This window comes from Citrobacter sp. wls711, assembly GCF_005281055.1.
Classification (GTDB): Bacteria; Pseudomonadota; Gammaproteobacteria; order Enterobacterales; family Enterobacteriaceae; genus Citrobacter; species Citrobacter gillenii.
Genome location: NZ_SZXC01000027.1, coordinates 142,620 through 168,384 on the forward strand (window position 1 = coordinate 142,620; position 25,765 = coordinate 168,384).

Genomic DNA, 25,765 nt, shown 5'->3' on the forward strand with positions numbered 1-25,765 from the left:
ATAGGCAAAATGAGAGCGATGTATGAACGCACTGTTGTACAGTCTGGTGGTGGTGATATGGGGCACGACATGGATTGCCATTTACCTGCAACAAGGCCCGGTTGCCGCCCCTGTTTCTATCTTCTGGCGCTTTGCCGTTGCCAGCACGGTGATGATAGTCATTCTGCTGGTCAGCGGAAAATTGCGTAAGCTTTCCGCACGTGACCATCTGTTTTGTTTGTTACAAGGCGGCTGCGTTTTTTGTTTTAACTTCTGGTGTTTTTACACAGCCGCCGCATGGATCAATACCGGACTCGAATCGGTTATTTTCTCAATGGCAGTCCTGTTCAACGCGGTTAATAGCTACTTGTTTTTTGGTCAAAAACCGCCGCGACGTTTTTATGTCGCCGCCGGACTGGGCCTGACAGGCATCGTCACCTTGTTCTGGCAAGATTTAGTCAACAGCGGGTTAAATCATTCGCTGCTGCTGGGCATTGGCTTGAGCGCCCTCGGCACGTTTGGTTTCTCACTGGGCAATATGATAAGCCTGCGCCATCAGAAAAATGGCCTCGAGGTGATGACCACCAACAGCTGGGCGATGTTATACGGCACCGTGTTGATTGCTACCATTGCGCTGGTGCGCGGCGATAACTTCACACCTCAGTGGACCTTCAGTTATCTTAGCGCTCTGTTGTATCTGGCGATTTTTGGTTCGGTGATTGCCTTTGGCGCCTATTTCACGCTGGTCGGACGTATCGGTCCCAGTAAGGCGGCCTACAGCACGCTGCTTTTTCCACTGGTGGCACTGACGCTGTCTACGCTGTATGAGGGGTATGTCTGGCAGATTAACGCCATTGCCGGATTAGTACTGATTTTACTGGGGAATCTGGTGATGTTCACCCGCCCGGAAATGCTGATGGGGAAACTGCTGTACCGTCGCCGGGTAGCCTGAAAAAAATCGCACCATCCGCAGAAAGCAGACGGTGCGTTTTTCATTATTGTTTTTTATTTACGTCAAACATGGAGGCATCGGTCGCCATGTCATCAACAACTTTCTTCAACGTTTCGAACGCCATCGGCGTACTTTCGTTATTCAGGTCTTTACCTTCACCCTGACGAACAACTTTAATCACTGGCTTATTGGTTGCCGCATCGATCAACTCACCTTCAAAATAGAGGTGGGTATCCATGGTGCGGTGACCTGTCGCCATCTGTGTACCGGCAACAAGCAGCGCGACCGGAACCACTTCATAGAACTGTAGTCCTTCTTTGCTGGTCGCCACACCGGTGATTGCTCCACGGAAAATCAGACTACGCGGGCCAGGCGTTGTCACCAGCGGCTTACGCTTAGCAATGGAGGTTTTCATCTGCGTGTTGGTATAGTTCAGCAGCTTATCAAGCACCTGTTGTCCAACCTGGGTGGTTGGTTTAGGAACCGGATAATACGTGATTGGGTTATAAACGATGTTATCGTAATTGGATTCTTTAAAGTTAGGATCAATCCAACGGAGCACCGGTTGTCCGGTTGCTGATTTAGTTTCCTTCAGGTCCGAATAGTTTTTTAAAAACCCAGAATATTTATCCGGCTGAGTCACTTTTGATGCACAGCCAGATAATGCCAACAGGCCAGTAAGCACTGCAACTTTAAATAAAGTTTGAGTACGCATGGAACGATCCCTTTAGTTTTCGCAATGATGCCTGAAAAGAATAGCAAATCGGAATCATTTTGGATGTACTAAAAATGGTAAGGACCGCACAATTTTATCTTAACGTTAGCTTAACGTTCAGCACCAAAAAAATGCTGAACGTAGAAAGGCTTATCACAAATGGGTAGGTTAACCAGCTTTACGCGCCAACATTGTTGCAAAGCGCAGTTTAATACGGTTGCCGTTCTCATCCGTACGATGAAGTTCACCCACATCTTCGTTATATTTCAGCAGATCCCATCCGGTGTAATAGCGGCGTAATTCTCCGGTTTTAAACGCAAACGGGAACCCAACGGTACACGGAAAATCATCGGTATCCATGGCCGCGACGATCAGGTTATATCCACCTGGTTTAGTGCAGCGTTGCATATTTTCAATCAAGCCCGGGATAGTTTTTGCTTCGAGGAACATCATCACCACGGTGGAAAGAATAAAATCATATTCACCGTCAAAGCGTAACGCATTGAGGTCCGCTACCTCTGCGTGCAGATTGGTCAGCCCTTCCGCGTCTTTAATGCGCTCAAGGTTGGCAATGCTCATTGGGTTTTTATCCCACGCCGTCACGTCATAACCGTTAGCCGCCAGGTACAGGCTATTACGACCATTCCCACAGCCTAAATCTAATGTTTTGCCTGGCGTAACAATTTTTGCCGCCTCGACAACATCGGAATGCGTGCGGGTTAAATCATATTTCTCAGTAAAGTAGTTTTCGTCACAACGGGTCATTATTTATCCTCAGATTTCAGTAATGCTGCACGCTCCGTGCGAATAAGCAGTTTTCCCTGCATCAGCAATGCAAACGTGCGTATCAGTAATAGCGCAATGATAAAATTGGTAAAAATAAACAGCGGGATCGCCAGCGTATGAAAAAAACCTGACTCGCTGCCGTGGCCTAAATGCAGCCCCGTCGCTGCCAGCGCCGAGACGCCGAACGAGAAGCTCCAGAATGATGCATTAAACGGCTGAGACAGATACCACGGCATGAGACGCAACATGAACAGCAGTTGCAGCAGGCCATAGCCGAACAACATTTTTGCCAGCGTATCGCCTTCGCCACCGTTGACGCTGAGCCAGGCACTACAGGCCACCAGCGCCGGAGCCAGTTGAATCCCCAGCGAGGTACGTAATACCGCCGGCAGTTCACCAGAACTGCGTAAACGCTGCAGAATAACCGGCTCAAGGCTTAACCAAGAGAAGACGCCTGCCCCGAGAAACACCAGCCCGGCATCAGTGTAACCAAGCGCGCCGCAGGCCATGGCGCTGATAAAGTTATTGGCCACGGTCGGCAGATACAAACCCGGCGTGGTAGCTTCTTCCGGATGAGAACCCCGCCACAGCCCTGCCGTTTGCCAGGCTGCGTATGACAGCTGGATCACCACCCCAATACCAAACAAGACCACGGCTAAGGGCCGGCACCAGGGAACAAAACCAATCGCCACCAGCATGGTGGTGGCAGGGAAAAGACTGACAAAGCTGCTCATCACCGGGTGGCGTATTTCCGCCAGCACGCTGTGGGGAAAACGCACCAGACGGGTCATAAATGCCAGCGTCAACAGCCCCCAAATGACCATCGCGAGGATCACCAGACCGTCACCTATCCAGTGACTCACCGGCCATATCTGACTGGCATATCGCCAGGCAAAACCCATCCCGATGGTTCCCAGTACCATGCCAAAATAACCGGCCGGAAGATTAAGAACTCGCTCACTGTATTTGTTATTACTCATTTTGTTTATTTTTTAAAGTATATTTGAAATACATTTTATGGAATTTACGGCTGTTTAGCCAGTGCTGAAAACTTTGCTACGTTTAACTAAGGTGCGCAACTGGGAAATTCTTTATGACCAAATACCGTCTGAGCGATGAGCCACGTTCCTTCAGTTATCAGGATAATGGCCACAAAAAAAACGTATTGCTACACCAGGTCATCGCCCTCACCGACTTTAATGATGTGCAAGCCGGTACGCCAGGCGGCTGGATTGACGACGAAAGCGTGCTGGCGCAACACGGTGATTGCTGGATTTACGATGAGAATGCCATCGCCTTTGCCGGGGCGGTTATCTCCGGCAACGCCCGCATTACCCGTGCAAGCGTGATCAGAGAGGGGACGCAAGTTGGCGATAACGCATGGATTGACCAGGCAGAAATCAGCCATGGCGCAGAAATACGTGACAACGTCACGGTCAAAGATTCGACGGTTCGTGGGGAATGCCTCCTTTCCGGTGAGGCTCGCGTGTTGAGTGGTTCAGAAATCATTGCCGCCAAAGGATTAACCCGTGAAAACGACCAGATTTTGCACATTTATGACCGCGCAACCGTCAGCAACTCGCGCGTGGTGCATCAGGCGCAAATCTATGGCGACGCTGTCGTCAATTATGCCTTTATCGAACACCGCGCCGAAGTTTTTGATTTTGCGCGAATAGAAGGCAATGAAGAAAATAACGTCTGGATCTGCGATTGCGCGAAAGTTTACGGCCATGCTCGGGTTACCTCCGGAACTGATGAAGATGCCATTCCTACCCTGCGCTACAGCTCACAGGTGGCGGAGCACGCCGTGATCGAGGGTAACTGCGTCCTGAAGCATCACGTGCTGGTTGGGGGGCATGCGCGCCTACGCGGTGGCCCAATCCTGCTTGACGATCGCATTCTCATTGAAGGCCACGCCTGTATCCAGGGCGAAGTGCTGATCGAACATCACATTGAGGTTACCGGCCAAGCTTGCATCGTGGCCTTTGAAGGCGACGCAATTCATCTGCGCGGCCCGAAAGTGATCAACGGCGAGCAACGTATTACCCGCACGCCTCTGGCAGGCTTATTCTGAGGCGCAATCAATGATACGGGCGTAGAGATTCACATCATGGTACTCACCGTTGAGGAACTCCGCCTGCTTCAGACAACCTTCCAGCAGGAAACCATTGCGCTGTGCGACCTGATTGCTTTCACGGTTATCTACCCGGCATTTAATGATAAAACGGCGGATCTCACCGCGCTGCGCGTAATGTTGAATAAACGCCTGTAGCGCCCGGGACAGTATGCCTTTCCCCTGATGTTCTTCATCCAGCCAGTAACCAATATAGGCGGCTTTGTTCAACGGTTCGATCTGGTTAAACGAGATCACCCCCACCACGTTCTGCTGTTCAAAAATTAGAAACATTTTGGCGTAGCCGCGCTGGTGCAGCATCATATTGCCCTGCACGTTCTTGCGTGTGTCATCCTCGGATTCGACAAACTGTGGCCAGTTCAGCGACTGCTGCAGCCAGCGCTTATTTTTGAGTACCAGTTGATGCAATGGCGTGACGTGTTGCTCTTCGACTGCCCGCAGTTCCAGCGGGTCGCTGACGGGGATGACTTCTGGCATGTTTAATCTCCTTCACTTTCGTTAACGGAGCATTTCTGACTGGCATCCGCAGATATTAATCTATTTATCACCCCGGGCATCATACTTTTATGCTGTAACAGCAATCACTTAGCGACAATCTACCGCGCCGAACCCGCTACTCTGATTAACCGGGCATCCTCATGGGGATGATCCGCAATGATGACAATAATACCGCTATTTTTTTGCTAAGGAGCAAGCATGGCAGCACCTTTGGGTCGTTTAGCACTTATCCCGCTGTTTCTGATCACCGCCTGTCACCAACCCGTTCCCACCTCGCAGACCGGTCCCGTGCCTTATGCGGTCAGCAAGCAGGTGGTGGTGGATAATACCACCCTGGAGATCTCCCGCAGCGCGCTGGAATATAATGTCCACAAAGTTCAGCAGTTGCTGGGAGATAAAACTCGCTTGTGCGCCATTCTCAAAGGCGACGCGTACGGGCACGACCTGTCTCTCGTCACGCCGGTGATGATGCAAAACGGCGTGCAGTGTATTGGCGTCGCCAGTAATGAAGAAATCAGCATCGTGCGTCAGGCCGATTTTACATCACAACTGATGCGCGTGCGTAATGCCACGGAAAAAGAGATGCGTCAGGCGGCAGATTTTGATACTGAGGAGCTGATTGGCAATCTGGACATGGCGAAACGTCTGAGCGCTATTGCTCAGGAGAAAGGCAAAACCATCCGTATTCATCTGGCATTGAACTCTGGCGGAATGTCGCGCAACGGTCTGGAAGTCAGCACGGCGGCCGGACTGGAAGAAGCCCGCGCTATTTCGGCCTTACCTGGACTGAAAATTGTCGGCATCATGTCGCATTTCCCGGAAGAAGATGCCGCGGTGGTCAAGCGCGATTTGGCCCGCTTCAATACCCAATCAGCCCAGGTTCTCAAGATTACCGGGCTGAAACGCGAAGACGTGACGTTGCATGTGGCCAATACCTTCGCCACGCTGACCGTGCGTGAATCATGGCTGGATCTGGTGCGCGTTGGCGGGATTTTTTATGGTGATACCATCGCCAGCACAGAATACAAACGCGTGATGACGTTTAAATCATCGATTGCGTCGGTAAACCATTACCCGAAAGGTAATACCGTCGGCTATGACCGTACATATACACTCAAACGCGATTCCGTTCTCGCTAACATTCCTGCAGGTTATGCTGACGGCTATCGTCGCGTGTTCAGCAACGCAGGGCATGTGCTGATCCGCGGCCAGCGGGTACCTGTGCTGGGTAAAACGTCAATGAATACGCTGATTGTCGATGTGACCGATTTGCCGCTGGTGACCTCTGGTGATGAGGTGGTGCTGTTCGGTAAACAGGGCAAGGCGCAAGTTAGCGCAGAGGAAGTGGAAGAAATCAGCGGCGCGCTGTTCACCGAAATGTCGATTCTATGGGGCGCGACGAACAAACGGGTAATGGTCGATTAAGTCTTAGACAGGAAGGGCTTCCCATTTTTTGCGGAAAGCCCTTTTACACAGTGAGAGCCGTACTATTTAGCTCTCACTGATACTCTCTTTTTGCAGGATTTTGAGCAGATCTTCCTTCAGGTGAAGTTTCTGTTTCTTCAGGCGAACAATATCCAAACTGTATCCCCGACCATCCGAACCTTCCAGTCTGGAAATCTCATGATCAAGGCTGTTGTGTTTTTCGAATAAAGACAGAAAGCGAGGGTTCTCGGATTTCAGTCGGGAAATAAGGTCTCTGTATTCTGGAAACATACTTTCTCCCTGTTAGTGGACAAAAAGCGTGTATAAGAAACACACACCTTCAGCTTACCTATTTGACATAGGGAAAAATGCGAACAGGATCGAGTAAATAGCGTACAGAATGTTTCAGCAGATATGAGGTCTGTGACTCCCCTTCAGGAGAGCCACTGACCTTGCGATTAACGCATTTCGCGGTCGTCAACGTACTGACGTTTATCCGGTGCTGGCGGGAAATACTGATACAGCCAGGTCTCGCTGATCGCATCGCCCTGACAACGCAGGAACATGCGCATATCTACCGGATCGGTTGAGTCAGAGGTCGGATACCAGTCAAACTGAATACGATAGCCATCGATCGGCTCAACGTAGAGGATTTCAATCTGCTTCGCTTCGCCGCTGGAGAGCGTAATCACCGGCTCAATACCTTTCGGCGCAGCGGCTTTCAGATCGCCACCGACGAAGTCAACGGCAAAGCGGCGCGCCCATTTTTCCGGGTAATGCTCGCCCGGTGCCCATCCTTCCGGGAATCCCCCCATGCCAGTGCGGGTTGCCAACACACGCGCCAGCGGTGAGCGTACCGGTGGCTGTGCGCTCCAGTACAGGCGATATTTGAACTCCAGATCGTCACCGGCTTTGATCGCCTTCTCCGGCTGCCAGAAGCAGACAACGTTATCCAGCGTTTCACCGGTGGTTGGGATCTCCATCAAGCCAATGGTCCCCTTGCCCCACTGGTTACGCGGCTCGACCCACAGGCTTGGGCGCTTATTGTACCAACCCATGATGTCCTGATAGTGGGAGAAGTCACGATCCAACTGCAACAGGCCAAACCCGCGCGGGTTGTTATCGGTGTAAGCATTGAACTGCAGTTTTTGCGGATTGTTCAGCGGACGGCAGATCCACTCCCCGTTGCCGCGCCACATTGCCAGTCGGTCGGAGTCATGGATTTGCGGGTGAATGGTATCGCACATCCGACGTTCGTTATTACCGCAGCTGAACATGCTGGTCATCGGCGCAATGCCGAGCTGTTTGATGTCTTTACGGGCGTAGACATGGTTCTGCACATCCATGATCACCTGCGTTTTCTCACAGTGGATCACAAATTTAAACGCACCGGTTACGCTTGGGCTGTCGAGCAGCGCATACACCGTAAAGCTGGTCGCGCCCGGTTTGACCGTTTCGAACCAGAACGCGGTAAAGTCAGGAAATTCTTCTTTGCTGTCGGTATAGGTATCCACCGCCAGGCCACGCGCCGACAAACCGTACTGATAGGTGTCATCGACGGCGCGGAAATAGCTGGCGCCGAGGAAAGAAACCACATCGCGACGGGCCAGTTCCGGCGCTTTAAACACGCGGAAACCAGCGAAGCCGAGATCGGTTTGCCCTTCGAGCTGTTTGGTATCTACGCCCGCATCGTTGTATTTGAACAGTTCAGGGCGGAAGTGGATCTCACGCGCCAGATGCGTACTGTCATCAACCGAGAACATGCGCACGCGGCGACGAAATCCCATGCCGACATGGAAAAACTGCGCGTCCAGCTGACGATTTTCAACGTTGTTCCACAGCGACTGCTCGGCGTCGTACTGAATACTGTTATAAGCCTGAGGCGTGAGTTTCGCCAGCGTATCCGGCAACGCGCGCGGCGCACCGCCCCACGGTTTTTGTGCCAAATCATGGGCCATTGATTGCAGTACGGAAAAATCAAAACGTACGGTTTTTCCGTCTGCAATGTCAGACTCTGCCGCATAGGCAGCACGGGAAAAGAGTGATGCAATACCACTGGTTCCGCACACGGCGGCCATTGCCATTGAACCTTTAATAAATCGTCTACGATTCATGCCTGAAAGTAAGTCCTTCTGGTCGTGTGAATGGTCCCGCGCCGGTCAAAATCTGCGGCAAGAGAGTGCACATTTCTGACCGCTCACTCTAGACAAAATTCATTAATAATCCAATTGTTGGTCGCCGATTATCTGTACAAAATCGAAAATATATTATGTCGATGGGAACAGACCGAATCCCGTGTAAATTCCATTAAAGTAAACCACAGCGCCGTTTACTGCGCTCTTCAGCCTCCCGATACAGCACAAACTCATCATAAATCGCACAGCCCAGCGCCTGTTCAAACGCATCCCGACTGGCGTTACCATGACTGCGCGCCTGGGTTTCATTGCCCAGATTAGACTGGAAAATGCCCGCAGCGCTCACCGGTAAGAAATCTTCGTAGGTGATTGGTTGAGCCACCAGCCAGCCTCGTTCGATCAGCGGCTGCGGGTCATCCTCCGGTCGGATCGCCTGACGATGCGCCTCGCCCGACGGCGTTAGTCGATAGCGGAACCAGGCCAGCCCCTGCTGGCGTAGCAAAAACTCACTGTCCGGAAAGGCTTTAAACACCTCCTGAAGATGCAGCTGGTGCGTCAGGTTGTCTTTACCCGTTCCCGCGTGACTCAGGAGTTCATCATATAACTGCCTGCCTTTTGGGGTCAGCGCCACGCCGCGCTGTTCAATCTCGCCAAAACGTGCGGTGTGCGTACCACGCATTTCACCGGCAAACAGCACCGCCTCCTCCAGCGCTTTAAAGCTGGTCTGGCGCAGCAGAATAGGCACCTCGCGACGCGGCGGCCCTTCAATGAGGATTTTCGGTTCAATGCCACATCCCGGCATCATCGACTGCACACGGTCGATATCCAGCGTGCGTGGCGTCAGGTGGTTGATGTGGCAACCGGGGAAACACACCACATCAGCAATCAGTCGATGTTCGTTGTGTAGCGCGTGATAGGTCTCTTCATCTACCGTAGCGTGCTGATGCCAGCGGAAGGTTTCCAATGCTTCATGCACAAATTCCTGGGCCTGGGTAGATGTAAAACTACCCTGCGCATCAAACTCGTCCAGTAATTCATGGCAACGGTGCGTAAAAATATCGCGTTTTGCGAGAATATCCGCAGCCCGCTGGCGTAGTGTTACGCTATCTATCAACTCGAGACGCAATAGCGAGGTAAACACCCGAAACGGATTACGCGAAAGCGAAGCATCGTCGATGGGGCGAAACGCCGTGGAATGGACGGGAACGCCCGCCTGGGAGAGATCGTAATAGCTGACCGGGTACATGCCCATAATGGCAAACATCCGCCGCAGCGTGGACAGTTCCTGCGCGGTCCCTACCCGGATCGCACCGTGGCGCTCAACGTTAAGGCGCGCTAACTCATCCGCATTAGCCAGTTTTTCATGCAGCGTCGGATTATTTTCCAGTACCGCCAGATTCACATCAGCGACAAGTTCCAGCAACGTGCCGTACTGCGGGACTTCCTGCTGGTACATTGCTGACATTGCCTGCGAAAATTGTTCCCGAATCTCATCTGCCGTGATGGTGTTCGCCATAATGTCATGCCTCCAGTGAATATTACCTGGAGTGTAGAGAACGCTACCGAGTCCGGTGGGAAGAATTTACAAACTGTGATCCCGCATGAATTCCCCCCACCCGCGTAGACGATGAACGGCGCTTACTGGCGTGGTTTCAAATGGTTTTCCAGCCACGGCAGCATCTGTTTTTTACGACTCAGCATTCCTTCAACCTTGCAGGGCTGCGCGATATCTGTCAGTTCTTTTCCGGCAAACCACAGGCTGGTGTCGCCTTTGTTGATATCCGTCAGCATCAGCACGACCAGCGCAGCGTGGCGTTCCTCAGCATAGCGCACCATTTCCGCACGCAAATCGTCCAGTACCGGCGCAACCTGATCCAGTGCGTAAAGTTCGAGCTGCGCCACACAGACCTGATGCCCATGAATCGTGAACGTTTTGCAATCTTTATTGAGAAGTTGCCGGGCGCTCATCCCCTCCACGCTGGTTTTAGCTGATAGCAGGTCGCGGCAGAATGCCTCCCGATCAACGCCCGTTTTTTCGACCAACGCGTCCACCGCCTGGCGGTCGTCTGCCGTAGTGGTAGGTGAGCGTAGCGTGACAGTGTCACTCAAAATGGCCCCCAGCAGCAACACGGCCTCGGCGGAAGAGATCTGGCGACGCTCCTCTTCCGACATCAGTTGCCATAACAGCGTCGCGCTACTGCCGACCGGTTTCACCCACACTTCCGGCGGTAAACGCGTCATCAAACCGCCGAGGCGGTGATGATCGATAATACCAACGACATTACTCTCAGCCAGAGAGTCTGGACCCTGAGCGGGTTCAGTAAAATCCACCAGCCAGACATCGCTGTCGGTCAACGGAAACGTCAGCAGTTCGGGCATCGAGAGTCCCGCGTGCTCAAAGATAAATTGCGTTTCACGGTTAGGTTCACCCGCGCGCCATGCCGTCGCCTGCTGGCCGCGTAAGGTTAACCAGCGCGCAGTCATCGCGGCGGTGCAGATGGCATCGCTATCGGGATTAAGGTGCCCTATGACATGTATCATTAATCAGTGCCTTGTAACGTGAAGAGAACAATAGCCAAAGTATAACGATCGGCTACATTCCCTTCCATGATCCCGCTGCGCAGTCAGGCAGTACAAAACATAAGCAAAACAAATCAGTTGTAAGTAAAATATGATAGATGTTAATAATATTTTGCTATCAGGTTATCAAAAACCAACAACTTTACTTGCTACCGATACGGCTCTGTTTTTAACATCGCTTATGGAAAAAAATGTTCTGTTCAATCAGCGTATTCGCTTGCGCCATCTTCACACTTTTGTCGCCGTTGCCCAACAGGGGACGCTGGGGCGCGCGGCTGAAACCCTAAACCTGAGTCAACCGGCTCTCTCCAAAACACTCAACGAACTGGAGCAACTGACCGGGACACGCCTCTTCGAGCGCGGTCGCCTTGGTGCGCAGTTAACGCTACCCGGCGAACAGTTTCTTACCCATGCGGTAAGAGTGCTGGACGCGCTCAATACGGCCGGTCAGGCATTAAATCGTCGGGAAGAAGCACATAATGATGTCGTGCGCATCGGGGCACTGCCGACGGCTGCACTGGGTATTCTTCCCGCCGTCATTGGTCCGTTCCACAAGCAGCAAACGGAGACCACGCTGCAAGTTGCCACCATGAGTAACCCGATGATCCTCGCCGGGTTAAAATCCGCGGAAATCGATCTCGGCATTGGTCGGATGGCCGATGCGGAACTCATGGTCGGGCTAAACTACGAATTATTATTTCTCGAGTCGCTCAAGCTGGTCGTACGCCCTAACCACCCGCTGTTGCAGGAAACCATCACGCTAAGCCGGGTGATGGAGTGGCCGGTGGTGGTGTCGCCAAAAGGTACCGCGCCGAGGCAGCATGCGGAAGCCCTGCTGCTAAGCCAGGGGTGTGAACTGCCGCGAGGTTGTATTGAAACGCTGTCGGCATCGCTGTCGCGCCAGTTGACAGTGGATTACGACTACGTATGGTTTGTGCCGTCAGGCGCGGTGCGGGAAGATTTACGCCAGGCCACACTGGTGTCATTACCGGTACCGATGCAAGGATCCGGCGAACCCATTGGCATTTTGACCCGTAGCGACGTTCAGCTCTCTACCGCCGCCCAGATCCTCATCGCCGCGATCCGCAAAACTGTCCCGTTCTGATTACGTATGCAGACCTGTCGTTACCGACAGGTCTGCATACGTAAAAGTGCGATAAAACATTTGCGAAACATACCCAATAAGCCGCATTTTTTCTTACAAGAAAATTAAGTAACACTTACTTTACTTTGTATTTTCATCGAAAAATATCTGATGACATTCCCCAGTATAACTCGCACATCTAAAATTTTCCTTTAAAATTCATAAGGAAATAGAAAAAATAAAACTAAATTTTATATGACGTAATAAATTAACCTGTTAATAGCCCCACCTAAATAAATTCTCAAAAAATAATTACCCCTCCCTCACCTACTGTTCAACTATAACTTGGAGATATATAATCTTTACGTCATTTAATTTGTTATTAAGGAAAATAACATGAAATCTTTTGCTTTTTTAAGTGTGGCAGCGGCTCTGGTCGCAGGTACAACTTTTCAGGTACAGGCAGCGGGTTCTGACTCAGCAAACATCGATTTTGTAGGGAACATTACAGCATCAACCTGTGATGTCAGCATTGATGGCGTTTCCGCATCAAAAGAAGTTCAGCTTCTTGATGTCACGGTTCCAGTCATGCAAGCCGCCGTCAATAATCCAGTGATGAAAACTAACTTCCAGATTACCGTTAAAAACTGCGCAACGGCACCTACTGGCGGTAAAGTAAAGGGGCAATTTTCAACAGTGGGAAATTTTAATAGCACAACCAAAGCATTGTTAAACACTGTTGCAGCGGGTGATAAAGATGCAGGCTTCCAGGTAGAAGAAACCAAAACGAATACTATTATCGATTTCAAATCTGCAACGCCGCAGTCTGAAGCCGATTATGATGCCGATAACGGGGCAGTATTTGACTATACCGTTGGCTATATCTATTCAGGTTCCGGCACCCCACAAGTTGGACAAGTTAAAGCAAACACCACCTTTACAACGACCTATCCTTAAGAGGGTAATTAAATTTTTAAAAACTTAACAACCATACTGCAACCTAATCAATTTTTGGTTGCAGTAGTTAACATCAGAAAAAAATAATATGACTTCAAATAAAGCATTCATGCTAATTATGTTTTCATCCGCCATTTCGTTCAGCTATTCGGCTACCGCCAGCCTGGTAATTAATGCAACTCGTGTTATTTATCTTTCTAGTGCCAAAGAAGCATTGGTCAAAATGGTTAATCAGGGCCAGCAACCTTTGTTAATACAGTCATGGTTAGATGACGGCCATGAAGATATTGATCCACAAACCTTAGATATCCCTTTTATCGCGTCTCCACCGGTCAGCCGCGTCGACCCCAAACAAGGACTCACCGTACGCTTAAACTGGGATGGTCAGCCTTTACCCTCCGACCGTGAAAGTGTTTACTGGTTTAACGCGCTTGAAATCCCTGGTAAAAACAAAGATGCAGCCCAATCAAATCAACTGCAAATTGCGCTTAAAACGCGTATCAAAGTATTTTACCGCCCGGCCCCCCTTTCCGGTTCGTCTGACGAGGCCATTCAACACCTGAAATGGAGCCTGGCAGACAAGGGCAAACAAATCTGGGCAACGGCGAAAAATGACTCCCCTTACTTTGTCTCGCTGGTAGGTGCAAACATTACCTCCGGAGGTAAAAAATACAGCATTGAACCCGATATGGTCGCCCCCTTTTCCAGCGCAAGCTATGAGGTGAAATCCCTAACTACCCCGCGTTTTGAATCCGTGTCATGGACAGCTGTCAATGATTACGGCGGTAACGTTGACGCAACAGGAAAGTAGCAGAATTCGCGCAAGGATTGCCTTAATGTCGATATCAAAACACCACCTGGCTACCTCTGTATGGATATTGTTGACTATTTGTCAGACAGGATTTGCTGACGATAACTACATTGAATTCAACGATGACTTTATCTTTAGCAACGCAAGTAAAAAATCGACAATTGACGTATCACAATATGCTCGCGGCAACCCGGTGAAACCGGGTATTTATACCGTATCTATATGGATTAACGGTGAGCAACAGCAAACTGCAAAGATCCAGTTTATTGATAATCACACACCAAACGCGTCTCCCTGCCTGACTCGTGAAGTGCTCGATGAAGCGAACGTCGATGTAAGCAAACTCCCCACGGAAAATGCAAACGAAGGTGAATCACAATGCTACATGCTGGAGGACTATTACCCCTCATCCAGCGTGAGTTACGATCCCAACACGCAAATCCTGATGCTTACCATTCCACAACTGTTTTTAGTCAGCCATCCTGCTGGTTATGTCAACCCTGCTCGCTGGGATGCAGGTATTCCAGCAGCAATGGTGAACTGGAACCTCAGCGGTTATCACAGCGAAAATGACGGTACCTCCTCTGACAGTGGTTATCTCGGCTTAGGTTATGGCCTAAACCTGGGGGCCTGGCGGCTGCGTTCCAGCGGCGCGTTGAACTGGACAACAGACGATAGCGCAACCTGGAACAACTACGACCTCTATCTGGCACGCGACTTACCGTTCATCCGGGCGCAAATGGAACTGGGTCAGGTGACCTCTCGTAGCGAAGTGCTGGATAGCATCGGCATTAAAGGCATACACCTTTATAACGACAAACGAATGGATCCCCATGATGGCCGATACGTCCCGGTCATCAACGGCGTAGCGAACAGTAATGCTAAAATTACCGTACGACAGCAGTCGCGCATCATCTATGAAACCACCGTTCCCCCAGGTCCTTTTGCCCTGAAGGATTATTATTTAGCAATCAACGGCGCTGACCTCGACGTTACCGTAGAAGAGGCTGATGGCTCAAAACGCATGTTTACCGTGCCCTATGCATCGGTCGCGCAATTAATGACTAAAGGCGAAGTCGACTGGGATTTTGCCGCCGGGACATTAGATGATGACGGTGACGATGATTCCCCGTGGGTGCTCACCACCAACGGTAATTATGGATTGAGCGATATTTTCACGCTATATGGTGGCATACAGTCAATGGAAGAAGAATACCTGGCTGGGATGCTGGGTCTTGCTATGAATACTCGTCTTGGCGCCATCGCAGTCGATGTTACCCATTCTCGCGCGTCACTTGACGATATTGGTGTCCTGCAAGGGCAGAGTTACCGTTTAAGCTACAGTAATGTCCTGGAGGCAACACAGACCAATTTCAGCTTTAGCGCCTATCGCTACAGCACCAAAGACTATCTCTCGCTTAATGACGCCATCTCTTTGCAAAATAGTATCGATAGCTATAGCGACGATCACGATACTAACCCTAACGATGCGTATCGCAGCAACTACAGCCATTCTAAAAATGAGCTTCAGGCTAACATCAATCAACCCATTACCCTTAACGGCAAAGATTACGGCGCATTTTATCTCAGCGGCACCTGGACGAGTTATTGGGGTAACTCAGACAAAACGTCTCAGTATTCGCTGGGCTACAGCAATACTTTCCGCTCCATCTCGTGGAATATCTCGCTACAGCGCAGTTATAACGAATGGGGCGATGAAGATGACAGCCTGTACGTTGGGTTGAGTATTCCTTTTGGTAGCAATGCTCAGAACGATCAACCAGCCTTTTCCAGTTTGAACCTCAGCGCTAATAGCAACTTTGGTGGCAACAACGGTTTGACCAGTACGGCCAGCGGCAACAATAGCAACAATAGATGGAACTACAGCCTCAGTACCACCGCTAACCAGGACAGCCAGGGAGAGGATACCTATTCCGTAAGTGGGTATTCCACCTATAACGGCGCGCATGGGGCAACCAGCGTTTCCGCAACTGTGGATAAAAATCATAATCAGCAGTACTCCGTAAACAATAACGGTGGTGTGTTATTACACAGTGGTGGATTAACGCTCCTGCCAGGAAACGTAAACGCACAAAGTGCCATTGCATTAATAGAGGCCAAAGGTGCAGATGGCGCTACCACCAGCAATGGTTATGGCGAGATTGACAGCGCTGGGTATACCGTCGCAACCAGTCTTTCGCCTTATGCCGAGAATAATGTAGGGATTGACCTCAGCACTATTGATACGGATGTCGAGGTGAAAAACACCTCGGCCGCCGTCGTGCCGCGCGATGGTGCGGTGGTGAAAGTGACGTTTGCCACCGAGCAGGGGCAATCGGTCTTTGTCACCCTGAAGCGCAGCGATAACAGCTTTATTCCGCTGGGGGCTGACATCGTTAATGAGCAAGGCATTTCTGTTGGTGCAATGGGCCAGGCAGGGCGTGCTTTTTTACGTGGTATTGAACCGCACGGTAGCCTGAGAGTAGTTTGGGGTAGCGATGCAGCAAGCTACTGCGACGTGGCCTACCAGATCCCCGATGCGCCCGCAATGATAGGTAAATCAATCCGTCTGGATACCTTAGTGTGTCAGATGCTAGGAGCCAGGAAATAGCGTATGCGCCGTGTCATGCTTATCTCTCTGTTGTTATGTAGCCCGTCGCTTTTCGCCGCGGATGTGACGGTGAATTTCAAGGCCAACTTACTCGCCACAACCTGTACCATTAATATTGTGGTCGGAAGTAGTAAGGCGGTGAATCAGACTATCGACTTTGGCGTATTAACATGGGCCGAAATAGAAGCTCAGGGTAGCAATACTCGAAAAGATTTTTCTCTGGAATACAGTGATTGCTATATCACGAAGTCCGGAACGAAAACCTCGCAGACGCTGAACTGGATGCAAACCTTACCAAAGGCCAGTTCTTCATGGAGTGGATATCCGACAGAAATGAAAGGAGGCAAGGTAAGCGTGGCGAGCGTGCTGTATCGCACCAGCAATCTCAATACGCCGTTGCCACTCGGCGTAAACAACACTGAAAAAATAACCTGGAGCAGCACAGAGCGCAGCAACGGTAAATTGCCATTGTCCCTCTTTCTACGCCCAACATCTTATCCAGGCACGCCTCAGACTTCAGGGATATACAGTGCGACATTAACATTCACCACGACCTATCAGTAGGAGCCAGCGTGAAATTTATACCAGCAGTCTTATTACTGATATCCACGCCGTTATGGGCCGAGACAAGTACCAACACCAATGTCTTAACGATAAATGCAGAAGTCGTCACCGGTAGTTGTGATATTGCCGCCTCCGACGTAAATTTAGGCGACGTGGAGGCGAGTGAGTTTGCAGCCGGTGGCGCATGGGCCAACTTATCGGCTACCGAAGTGGGCAACGTGCCAACACAGCCGTTGAAGGTCAGCGTACGTTGTGACTCCGGTTCCGTCGCCAAAACGCTGGTGGTAAGCTTTAAGCCACAAAAAGCGCAACTCAACGGCAATCAGATATTCCCCAATGAATATACCGGTCCGATGACTGTAGCTGGAAATGTGGGCGTTGTGGTCTTTGAGGGGAGGACCAGACCTACTTATATTAATGTGCTTAATAAAGACAATACTTCTGCCGTCAATATTGTTAACTATAAAGGTTCAACCACCTATTCTGACATCACCTTTCCGACTCGTTTTCAAAAAGTGGATTCAGCAAAACCAGTCACTCCAGGCGGTGTGTTAAGCCAAGTACAAATCAGCGTGAGTTATAAATGAAAATATTCCAAAAACCGAAAAGCAAGTCTATTTTTATTGCGCGTTTATTATTTGTAACCACCTCTCTATTGATAGGTATATTTTCATGCCGAGTTCAAGCCAGAGAGTGTTATTTTGAAAATATAAAAAACACCACAATAAATGTAGGAACTTTAACCGTAAACAGTTTTAATCCATCGAGTACAACCCCCACATTATTAGGTACTTTTCCTTTTGGCAGAGTTGCTACAGTTAGTTGCAATAATGGTAATGATGGTTCTGATTGGTATGGATGGGCCTTAAATACTCAAGGTGTAAAATACGACAGTTACACCACTAACAACTATACCTATAATAGAGGATTTTGGCCAACAACATTACCTGGAATATATTACGCTGTATATATAAAATCATCCTGGAGCAATTATGGAAAGGTTTATTTACCTTCCTCAACCGCAGTTACTCGCCTGCTTGACTTTGCCTGGACTGCCGAAGAAAGCTATGCAGATTTAACTATAGAAATTTGGCAGCAAGGGACAGTTTCTGCCGTAGGTGACGCTCATCCAGCTATCAGTGGTGAACTTGGTCGGTTCCGCGCTGGCTCGGCAAGTGATACAGATCAACAGATTCCCGTTTTATTAAATAACTCATCTTTCACCGTTAGATTTGCTACTCCAACCTGCAATTTGTCCGTCTCTCCTACTACTATCGATTTTGGCGATGTTGGTAATGAAAAACCGCGAGTAAACTTCACTTTAAAAAACAGCAACTGCATTAATGCTTCGAGTGTTACCCTAAAGCTAACGTCTACGAAGGCAATATACGACAACTCTAACTTATCAATTCTCGCCAATACCACCACCGGAACATCCGCTGCGGGTGGTCGAGGCGTTGCGATTTCCTGGGAAGACTCATCGAGAAAATACCTCTCGGCGAATGACAGCAATTCTTCGGTTACTATTAATTTTGGCAGTATCGTTTCATCGAAAGATATTCCCATGGCAGCATTGCTCACCTGCACTTCAGCCAGCAATAACAGTACCTGTGATAATTATACCCCCGGTGTGTTCACGGCCTCAGGAACCATTAGCGCAACCTATAAGTAAGCGAGTCACCCGGTAATTCAGAGAACCGAATTACCGGATTGCTGACCTATTAGAAAGTTTCCCAATTATCCGTATTTATCGCACTTGACCGTGGAGTTGAAGATGCTGGATTAACAACGGCTGCAACGCGTTTTATCGCTCTTGTGCCCTGCAGGCGAAAGGTGCCAACCGCCTGGGTTAAGCGTGCGGCCTGCTCTTCCAGCGAGGCCGCTGCGGCAGACGCTTCTTCGACCAGCGAGGCGTTTTGCTGCGTGACTTTGTCCATCTCTGAAATCGCCTGGCTCACCTGCACGATGCCCCGACTTTGCTCATCGGAGGCGGCAGCGATCTCCAGCATAATATCGGTCACGCGTTTTACCGCATCGACGATATCCGTCATGGTATTGCCTGCAGCCACCACTTCCCCGGAACCCTGATCAATCAACCGTACAGATTCGCTGATCAATCCTTCAATCTCTTTTGCTGCCTGGGCACTACGGCTTGCCAGTGTACGCACTTCGCTGGCTACCACCGCAAAGCCGCGCCCCTGCTCGCCTGCTCGCGCCGCTTCCACCGCTGCATTCAGCGCCAGGATGTTGGTCTGGAAAGCAATGCTGTTGATGACGGCGGTAATTTCAGAGATTTTCTTCGAGCTGGTCGAAATGTTGCCCATGGTATGAACCACGCCAGAAACCATCTGACCACCCCGACTGGCTTTGCCGGAAGCATCTTCCGCCAGTTTGCTGGCATGATGCGCGTTATCAGCGTTCTGTTTCACCGTAGCCGTCAGCTCTTCCATACTGGCCGCCGTCTGTTCAATCGCCGCAGCCTGTTCTTCCGTGCGCGATGACAGGTCCGTATTCCCCATAGAGATTTCACTGGTCCCGCGATAGATTTCTTCTGCCCCCTGACGCACGGTTCCCACGGTTTTAACCAGAGACTGCTGCATGGTCTGCAAATGACGGCTCAAACGACCAATCTCGCTACGTCCGGTAGGTTCATCCTGCATGGTCAGATCGCCCGCAGAGATTTGCTCAATACGTTTGGCTGCACGCAGCAGCGGATGGATCACGGTACGACGCAGCACCATAAACGTCATCAGCGTTAAGGCCAGTGCCAGACCGAATGCGCCCAGCATAAAGACCATGCCAATTTGTGTCCGATGATGGGCCTGCTCACTGAGCTGGTTTGCCCTTGCGGTGCGGATCTCAATGGCCTTCAGCAGCGCTTTGTTGTAGGCGGTATCCAGCGGTCTGGCCTGTTCATTTTCATGGTTAATGATCGCTTCAAACATGCCGTTTTTGGCGTACTTGAGCATCGGCTGCAAACCGTCAATATAGGCTTTAAAACTGGCGCTCAGTTCAGCGTCCAGCGCTTCATCTGCCGGCGTTTTCACCGCCCGAGACAGATAGGCATTAAAGCCCTCCTGCGACTGCTTAATCCGCTTTTCCGCCTCCGCAATATTGGCCTTCATATCGTCCATTTCGGCAATACGACTCGCCGCACCAGCATGGATCATATTGATACGCGAGGTGCGCAAGTGGTTAGAGCTGTTCGATAACCCCATCCTGACCTGAATTTCATCAGTCACATCGCGCTGATCGCGGTCGGCCTGCATAAGAAAATAGCTCGCCAGCCCGGAACTTAAGGCGAACAGCAGAAGGATGCCACCGAGAATGGAGGAAAACAGCGGAACCAGTCGGATTTGATGCAGGAAACCCAGTTTATGCTGGGCCTGCATCGATGTTGTGTTGTCCATGACCGTCGACTCTCTTGTAGGGTTTATGCGTGAAAACACGCCCGATAGATAGTCATCGGCAATCCGCCAGGATTGCTTACCGCGAAAAGCGCCGGTTTCGTCACACTTTCACAACATCATTCTAAAAAATTCAGGAAAGTGCCAGCGGAGAGTTCCGCTGGCGGATGGATCAGTTATCGCCAAAGTGGATAACAGTGCGAATAGACTTACCCTGATGCATTAAATCGAACGCCTCGTTGATCTGCTCCAGCGGCAGGCGATGCGTAATAAACGGATCTAACTGAATTTTCCCGCTCATTGCGTCTTCGACCATGCCCGGCAGCTGCGTACGCCCTTTTACACCACCAAATGCGGAGCCGCGCCAGACGCGTCCGGTCACCAGCTGGAACGGACGTGTTTTGATCTCCTGCCCAGCGCCCGCCACGCCAATGATGATGCTCTCGCCCCACCCTTTGTGGCAGCACTCCAGCGCAGCACGCATCACGTTCACATTACCGATGCATTCAAAGCTGAAGTCCACGCCGCCGTCGGTAAGCTCAACAATCACATCCTGCACCGGCTTATCGTAATCGTTCGGATTGATGAAATCGGTCGCACCCATTTCACCGGCCAGCTTGAATTTCTCCGGGTTGGTATCGACCGCTAAAATGCGCCCGGCTTTTGCCTGTACCGCGCCCTGGATCACCGCCAGACCGATACCGCCCAGACCAAACACCGCCACGGTGTCGCCTTCTTTTACTTTTGCCGTGTTATGGACGGCGCCTATCCCGGTGGTAACGCCACAGCCCAGCAGACAGACTTTGTCCAGCGGTGCCTGTGGATTGACCTTCGCCAGCGAGATCTCTGCGCACACGGTATATTCACTGAAGGTGCTGGTGCCCATGTAGTGATAAATCGGCTCGCCGTTGTAAGAAAAACGCGTTGTGCCGTCTGGCATCAAACCTTTACCCTGGGTCGCGCGCACGGCCTGACAGAGGTTGGTTTTGCCAGATTTACAGAACTTACACTCGCCACATTCGGCGGTGTACAGCGGAATCACATGGTCACCCGGTTGCAGGCTGGTGACGCCTTCGCCCACTTCAACCACAATGCCGCCGCCTTCATGGCCCAGTACTGCCGGGAATACACCTTCCGGATCGTCGCCCGAGAGCGTAAATGCGTCTGTATGGCACACACCGGTGTGGGTGATTTTAACCAGCACTTCCCCTTTTTTTGGCGGCGCGACGTCGATTTCGACAATTTTTAACGGTTGGCCGGGGCCAAATGCAACTGCAGCACGTGATTTCATTTGTCTCTTCCCATTATTGCGAGGTGATGGTGTTATTTTAGATAAGCGCGCAGAAGATGGCCGATTTCAGCCATACGCACGGCACGCTGGTCCGGGGAGGTCTCCCCACTGACCAGTTCATCCTTCAGGTGGATCTCAACCATTTCGCCCATCAGGCCGTTGGATGCGCCGCGTACGGCGGCAATTTGTTGCAGGATCGCCAGACAGGGTTCGCCGGACTCCAGCGCGCGCTCGAGCGCATCAACCTGCCCACGAATACGTCGTACACGAGTGAGAATGCGTTTTTTGTCTTCAGGTGAATGCGGCATACGCCCTCCGGATACTATAGGGGGGTATGGTATTTCATTTAATAGCCCCGTGTAAACGGTGAAATTTATGGGGTCATGAGGAGAGGCGCAATTGACCGCCGGTATCGGGTAATTAAATAAATGCGGGGCGTCTCCAGAAAATAAATAACATCTCCCTGTTTTATACAATCAACTCACCCGCAGCAAATCCGCAAAACGCGTGGTATATCGTGGGGATAGCATTCCTCGTTTCATTTTCCACTGCTGTTCTATTCCCTGCCCGGCAAACCAGAGCGTTCCGCGCCCTTCTTTATTGAGCCGATCCACCACGATCATCAACTCCGCGCTGTTGCGTCGAGGGCCATTGTCATCAAACAGATTCAACTGCGCCACGCCTGAACTGAAAAAATCCCCCAGCATCACGCCCGCTTTTTGATAGCGCAGTCCGTCTCGCCAGATAACGTCCAGGCAGCGTGTTGCCGCATTGATAATATCCCGACTATCCTGGGTGGGGATCAGCAATTTGGTCGACGCGCTATTAGCATAATAAGGTTCATTCGGGGCAAATGGACTGGTTTTAATAAACGCAGAGATAAACTGACAATACTGGTGTTCCCCGCGCAATTTTTCTGCTGCACGCGCGGCATAGGCGCAAATCGCCTCCCGCATGGCATTGTAATCCGTGAGCCTCTCACCAAACGATCTTGAGCAGATGATTTCCTGCTTCACCGCTGCAAACTCTTCAAACCCCAGGCAGGGTTCACCGCGTAGTTCACGTACGGTACGCTCCAGTACCACGCTGAAATGCTTGCGGATAACGTCAGTGTGGGTATCCGCCAGATCCAGCGCACTCTTGATACCCATCGCGTCGAGTTTCTTGCTGGTACGGCGACCAACGCCCCAAACATCATCGACCGGAAGCGCCGCCATCAGCTTACGCTGGCGTTCCCTGTTCGAGAGGTCCACCACTCCGCCCGTCTGCTGTTGCCACTTTTTGGCCGCATGGTTCGCCAGCTTCGCGAGGGTTTTGGTGGGCGCAATACCTACGCCGACGAGCAGATGCGTGCGCTTGTGCAGCGAGTGTCGAATTTCACGTCCAAACGCCGCCAAATTGCAGCAATTCATGACCCCAGAGAGATCGCAAAACGCCTCATCAATTGAGTAGATCTCCACCCGTGGCGCGATCTCTTCCAGGGTGGTCATCACCCGCTGGCTCATATCGGCGTACAGTTCATAGTTGCTACTGAAGGTAACAATCCCGTGTCGGCGGAAAATTTCTTTCTGTTTGAAATAAGGTGAGCCCATTGTTACCAGCCCTTTGGCTTCGGCGCTGCGGGCAATGACGCAGCCGTCGTTATTCGATAGCACCACCACCGGGCGGCCTTTCAAATCCGGGCGAAACACGGTCTCACAGCTGGCATAGAATGCATTTACATCACAGAGCGCAAACATTCTCACCCCGTCGATTTGACGATAAAAGTCACAACACCAAAGATATCGAGCGTATCTTCACTGCTGATCCGAATCGGTGACCAGTCGCGGTTCATCGGATTAAGCTGCACGGTAGGTCTGAGCTGGAGACATTTTACTGTAAACTCACCGTCCACCGCGGCAATCACAATATCCCCGTGAGCGGCGGTTCTGGCGCTGTCAACAATCAACAGATCGCCTTCATTGATCCCGGCGTCAACCATCGAATCGCCTGCCGCTTTCACAAAGTAGGTCGCGCTGGGGTGCTTGATCAACAAGGCATTCAGATCAATACGCTGCTCCACGTAGTCCTGTGCCGGGCTGGGGAACCCGCACGCGACAACATAACTGAAAAGGGGTAGCGCGATCGCCTCGCGCGGCTCTGAAGGTCTGTACAACATCATGACGCATCCCTCACATACTGTTTTTATATACAGTAGTTGTAGTGAAGCATGCAATCAAGTGATGGGAAGACGGGCGCTGTTTATTGCTTAACCATCTCACGTGTAAGTATGGGTTGCGGTTAAAAATATCGGTTTTGTAAATTATTTCGGGAGGCCCAAATGTTGACGTTTTTTCAGCCAACCCACACCATCAGCTGCGCTGAATTTAACTATTTCTGAAACCGTTCACGTTGTGTTTTATCCGCCTCTTGACCAATCACCCAGAGATGTTCCCCAGACACGCGTCCAGGGAAACAGGCTAAATACCCAACTGAGCCAGACATACAACGCGACTATGCCCAGCAGAATCATCAATAAGGCATACAAACGTGCCTCGATTGCACCGGTAAAACGCCGCCAGCGCTGGGGGAGCCAGCTTCTGTTAGCAATGATTCGATGCCGGTAATAACGGCGAACCCATCGCCATGAACGGTACGCGCCATAGAAAAAAAGAATCAGCCCCAGCAATCCCGCGGCTGTTTTCACCGCAGACAGCGCCAGCCAACCGCCGTCGAATTGATCGCGCAACGCCGTCCGCTGGGTCTCCATGCGCACCAGCACCCGCTGAGCGGCCTGATCGAGGGTCAGATCGTCGCCTTCATCCAGATCGGCTTGCGCCAGCAGCAGCAGCGGTTTGCCGTTCATGACGATCAGCCTTCCCGGCTGGTTGTAGCGGGTTATCGGCACAATTTTCAGCGGTTCACGCAGGTCCGCCTGCGTAAAATTACGCAGCGTATTACGGATGCGCAACACCCGCTCTTCTGGCGTGGTTAAGCCAAATTTTGCCTGCAGCATCACAATCGGTTGGTGAAAGATATACACCGTCCGCGCACGTTCCTGTTCCGATGGCTGCTGTCGGGGCTCCGCCGCGAATGAGGGAAAAACCAGAGCGCTAATAAAACACGTCAAAAAAATGAGCAGTACCTTGTTCATACTCACCATCCCGCATGTGTAAACATACTGACCAACACTGTCCGTTTAAATGGAACGGTCTTGAGCATGGTGGAACTCCTTTCATTAGCGGCAAAAAAAGTATAGGAAACAAATTGATGAAAGACGCAGTTAAAAAAACAATATTTTTACAATTTTAAACATATCAATATTGTTTATAAAAAAGTGCATGCATGATTAGTAATCTATTGATGAGAAAGGCGGTCATAAAAAACAATGATTTTTCGATAAACGGTATCGCGGTCATAAACCAGGTATAGTGGCACCATAAAATCATTAAAACGGATACACCATGAGCACTGCAGGGAAAAGTAACCCACTGGCGATTAGTGGCCTGGTCGCCTTGACGCTCATCTGGAATGAGCCTGGTGGCCTTCCTGGTCCCTCAGCGCAGCCCTGACTGGCAGCCGGTGGTCTTCTGGGCGTTAGGCTATAGCGCCATACTGGCAACGGCGCTGGCATGGAGTTTATGGCTGTTTGTCCTGCGTAACTTACTGCCAGTATTGCCAGTTTAAGCACATTGGCGGTACCCGTTTGCGGGGTCCTGTTTTCCTGGTGGCTGCTGGGTGAAGAGCCCGGCGTAGTTGAAGGGAGCGGGATTGTATTGATTGTTGTGGCGCTGGCGATCGTCAGTCTGAAAAAACGGTCCCCTCAGGTGCAGAGCATCAAAAAATAAGTGGCCCAA

At 50.9% G+C, this 25,765-nt stretch carries 23 protein-coding genes and 2 pseudogenes; 11 read left to right on the top strand and 14 right to left on the bottom strand.

Annotated features, from left to right (window positions below):
• The first annotated feature begins 22 nt into the window (after positions 1–22).
• Positions 23–931 carry a DMT family transporter gene (locus FDW98_RS13140; protein WP_096756966.1) on the top strand — a complete coding sequence of 303 codons (909 nt, stop codon included), beginning with the start codon at positions 23–25 and terminating at the stop codon, positions 929–931.
• Between the two features lie 43 nt (positions 932–974).
• Here the strand turns inward: FDW98_RS13140 and FDW98_RS13145 are convergent, their stop codons facing one another.
• From FDW98_RS13145 to tehA, 3 genes are all read right to left on the bottom strand, one after another.
• Positions 975–1,646, bottom strand: a complete 672-nt coding sequence (locus FDW98_RS13145) for a DUF3313 domain-containing protein (RefSeq protein ID WP_096756965.1) — start codon at positions 1,644–1,646, stop codon at positions 975–977.
• Positions 1,647–1,814: 168 nt separating this feature from the next.
• Positions 1,815–2,411 carry a tellurite resistance methyltransferase TehB gene (gene tehB, locus FDW98_RS13150; RefSeq protein ID WP_096756964.1) on the bottom strand — a complete coding sequence of 199 codons (597 nt, stop codon included), beginning with the start codon at positions 2,409–2,411 and terminating at the stop codon, positions 1,815–1,817.
• On the bottom strand, positions 2,411–3,412 hold the full coding sequence (tehA, locus tag FDW98_RS13155) for a dicarboxylate transporter/tellurite-resistance protein TehA (protein ID WP_096756963.1): 1,002 nt from the start codon (positions 3,410–3,412) through the stop codon (positions 2,411–2,413). The genes tehB and tehA overlap by 1 nt, the downstream gene beginning before the upstream one ends.
• 113 nt (positions 3,413–3,525) lie before the next feature.
• Here tehA and ydcK point away from each other — a divergent pair, with 113 nt between their 5' ends.
• On the top strand, positions 3,526–4,506 hold the full coding sequence (gene ydcK, locus FDW98_RS13160; protein ID WP_096756962.1) for a YdcK family protein: 981 nt from the start codon (positions 3,526–3,528) through the stop codon (positions 4,504–4,506).
• Here the strand turns inward: ydcK and rimL are convergent.
• Positions 4,498–5,043 (bottom strand): 50S ribosomal protein L7/L12-serine acetyltransferase, encoded by a 546-nt coding sequence (rimL, locus tag FDW98_RS13165; RefSeq protein WP_096756961.1) that lies wholly within the window; start codon positions 5,041–5,043, stop codon positions 4,498–4,500. The two genes, ydcK and rimL, sit on opposite strands and share 9 nt — an antisense overlap.
• Positions 5,044–5,262: 219 nt before the next feature.
• On the opposite strand from rimL, the gene alr reads away from it, so the two are divergent.
• Positions 5,263–6,489, top strand: coding sequence for an alanine racemase (gene alr, locus FDW98_RS13170; RefSeq protein WP_096756960.1), 1,227 nt, complete (start codon positions 5,263–5,265; stop codon positions 6,487–6,489).
• A gap of 66 nt (positions 6,490–6,555) precedes the next feature.
• Here the strand turns inward: alr and FDW98_RS13175 are convergent, their stop codons facing one another.
• The 4 genes from FDW98_RS13175 to FDW98_RS13190 form a co-directional block, all read right to left on the bottom strand.
• Entirely contained in the window at positions 6,556–6,780 is a 225-nt protein-coding gene (locus tag FDW98_RS13175) for a YdcH family protein (protein ID WP_096756959.1), read from the bottom strand.
• A 167-nt stretch (positions 6,781–6,947) separates the two neighbouring features.
• Positions 6,948–8,603, bottom strand: coding sequence for a glucan biosynthesis protein D (locus FDW98_RS13180; protein ID WP_096756958.1), 1,656 nt, complete (start codon positions 8,601–8,603; stop codon positions 6,948–6,950).
• Between the two features lie 193 nt (positions 8,604–8,796).
• A complete protein-coding gene (locus FDW98_RS13185) occupies positions 8,797–10,140 on the bottom strand; it encodes a VOC family protein (protein WP_096756957.1) in 1,344 nt (447 codons plus the stop codon).
• Positions 10,141–10,262: 122 nt separating this feature from the next.
• Entirely contained in the window at positions 10,263–11,165 is a 903-nt protein-coding gene (locus tag FDW98_RS13190; RefSeq protein WP_096756956.1) for a manganese-dependent inorganic pyrophosphatase, read from the bottom strand.
• 220 nt (positions 11,166–11,385) lie between these two features.
• Here FDW98_RS13190 and FDW98_RS13195 point away from each other — a divergent pair, with 220 nt between their 5' ends.
• The 7 genes from FDW98_RS13195 (at position 11,386) to FDW98_RS13225 (ending at position 18,903) form a co-directional block, all read left to right on the top strand.
• Entirely contained in the window at positions 11,386–12,309 is a 924-nt protein-coding gene (locus FDW98_RS13195; RefSeq protein WP_096756955.1) for a LysR substrate-binding domain-containing protein, read from the top strand.
• A 375-nt stretch (positions 12,310–12,684) separates the two neighbouring features.
• A complete protein-coding gene (locus tag FDW98_RS13200; RefSeq protein WP_096756954.1) occupies positions 12,685–13,245 on the top strand; it encodes a fimbrial protein in 561 nt (186 codons plus the stop codon).
• Positions 13,246–13,333: 88 nt separating this feature from the next.
• Positions 13,334–14,056 carry a fimbria/pilus periplasmic chaperone gene (locus FDW98_RS13205; RefSeq protein WP_226794630.1) on the top strand — a complete coding sequence of 241 codons (723 nt, stop codon included), beginning with the start codon at positions 13,334–13,336 and terminating at the stop codon, positions 14,054–14,056.
• A gap of 25 nt (positions 14,057–14,081) precedes the next feature.
• Positions 14,082–16,667 (top strand): outer membrane usher protein, encoded by a 2,586-nt coding sequence (locus tag FDW98_RS13210; protein WP_096756953.1) that lies wholly within the window; start codon positions 14,082–14,084, stop codon positions 16,665–16,667.
• A 3-nt stretch (positions 16,668–16,670) separates the two neighbouring features.
• Positions 16,671–17,231 (top strand): fimbrial protein, encoded by a 561-nt coding sequence (locus FDW98_RS13215; RefSeq protein WP_096756952.1) that lies wholly within the window; start codon positions 16,671–16,673, stop codon positions 17,229–17,231.
• Positions 17,232–17,239: 8 nt separating this feature from the next.
• A complete protein-coding gene (locus FDW98_RS13220; RefSeq protein ID WP_096756951.1) occupies positions 17,240–17,818 on the top strand; it encodes a fimbrial protein in 579 nt (192 codons plus the stop codon).
• The gene (locus FDW98_RS13225) at positions 17,815–18,903 is read left to right on the top strand and encodes a pilus assembly protein FimA (RefSeq protein WP_096756950.1); all 1,089 of its coding nucleotides are present in this window, start codon (positions 17,815–17,817) and stop codon (positions 18,901–18,903) included. Before FDW98_RS13220 ends, FDW98_RS13225 begins: the two co-directional genes overlap by 4 nt.
• A 49-nt stretch (positions 18,904–18,952) precedes the next feature.
• Here the strand turns inward: FDW98_RS13225 and FDW98_RS13230 are convergent, their stop codons facing one another.
• The 6 genes and pseudogenes from FDW98_RS13230 to FDW98_RS13255 form a co-directional block, all read right to left on the bottom strand.
• Positions 18,953–20,641, bottom strand: a complete 1,689-nt coding sequence (locus FDW98_RS13230) for a methyl-accepting chemotaxis protein (RefSeq protein WP_096756949.1) — start codon at positions 20,639–20,641, stop codon at positions 18,953–18,955.
• A gap of 169 nt (positions 20,642–20,810) precedes the next feature.
• On the bottom strand, positions 20,811–21,929 hold the full coding sequence (locus tag FDW98_RS13235; RefSeq protein WP_096756948.1) for an S-(hydroxymethyl)glutathione dehydrogenase/class III alcohol dehydrogenase: 1,119 nt from the start codon (positions 21,927–21,929) through the stop codon (positions 20,811–20,813).
• A gap of 32 nt (positions 21,930–21,961) precedes the next feature.
• Positions 21,962–22,237 carry a metal/formaldehyde-sensitive transcriptional repressor gene (locus FDW98_RS13240; protein WP_096756947.1) on the bottom strand — a complete coding sequence of 92 codons (276 nt, stop codon included), beginning with the start codon at positions 22,235–22,237 and terminating at the stop codon, positions 21,962–21,964.
• Positions 22,238–22,405: 168 nt separating this feature from the next.
• On the bottom strand, positions 22,406–23,668 hold the full coding sequence (locus FDW98_RS13245) for a Y-family DNA polymerase (RefSeq protein WP_096756946.1): 1,263 nt from the start codon (positions 23,666–23,668) through the stop codon (positions 22,406–22,408).
• A 2-nt stretch (positions 23,669–23,670) separates the two neighbouring features.
• A complete protein-coding gene (locus FDW98_RS13250; protein ID WP_096756945.1) occupies positions 23,671–24,090 on the bottom strand; it encodes a translesion error-prone DNA polymerase V autoproteolytic subunit in 420 nt (139 codons plus the stop codon).
• Between the two features lie 249 nt (positions 24,091–24,339).
• Positions 24,340–25,062: pseudogene (locus FDW98_RS13255) on the bottom strand (mechanosensitive ion channel protein MscS); the annotation flags it as partial.
• Positions 25,063–25,439: 377 nt separating this feature from the next.
• Between FDW98_RS13255 and FDW98_RS13265 the strand changes: the two are divergent.
• Positions 25,440–25,756, top strand: a pseudogene (locus FDW98_RS13265) (EamA family transporter); the annotation flags it as partial.
• Positions 25,757–25,765 lie beyond the last annotated feature (9 nt).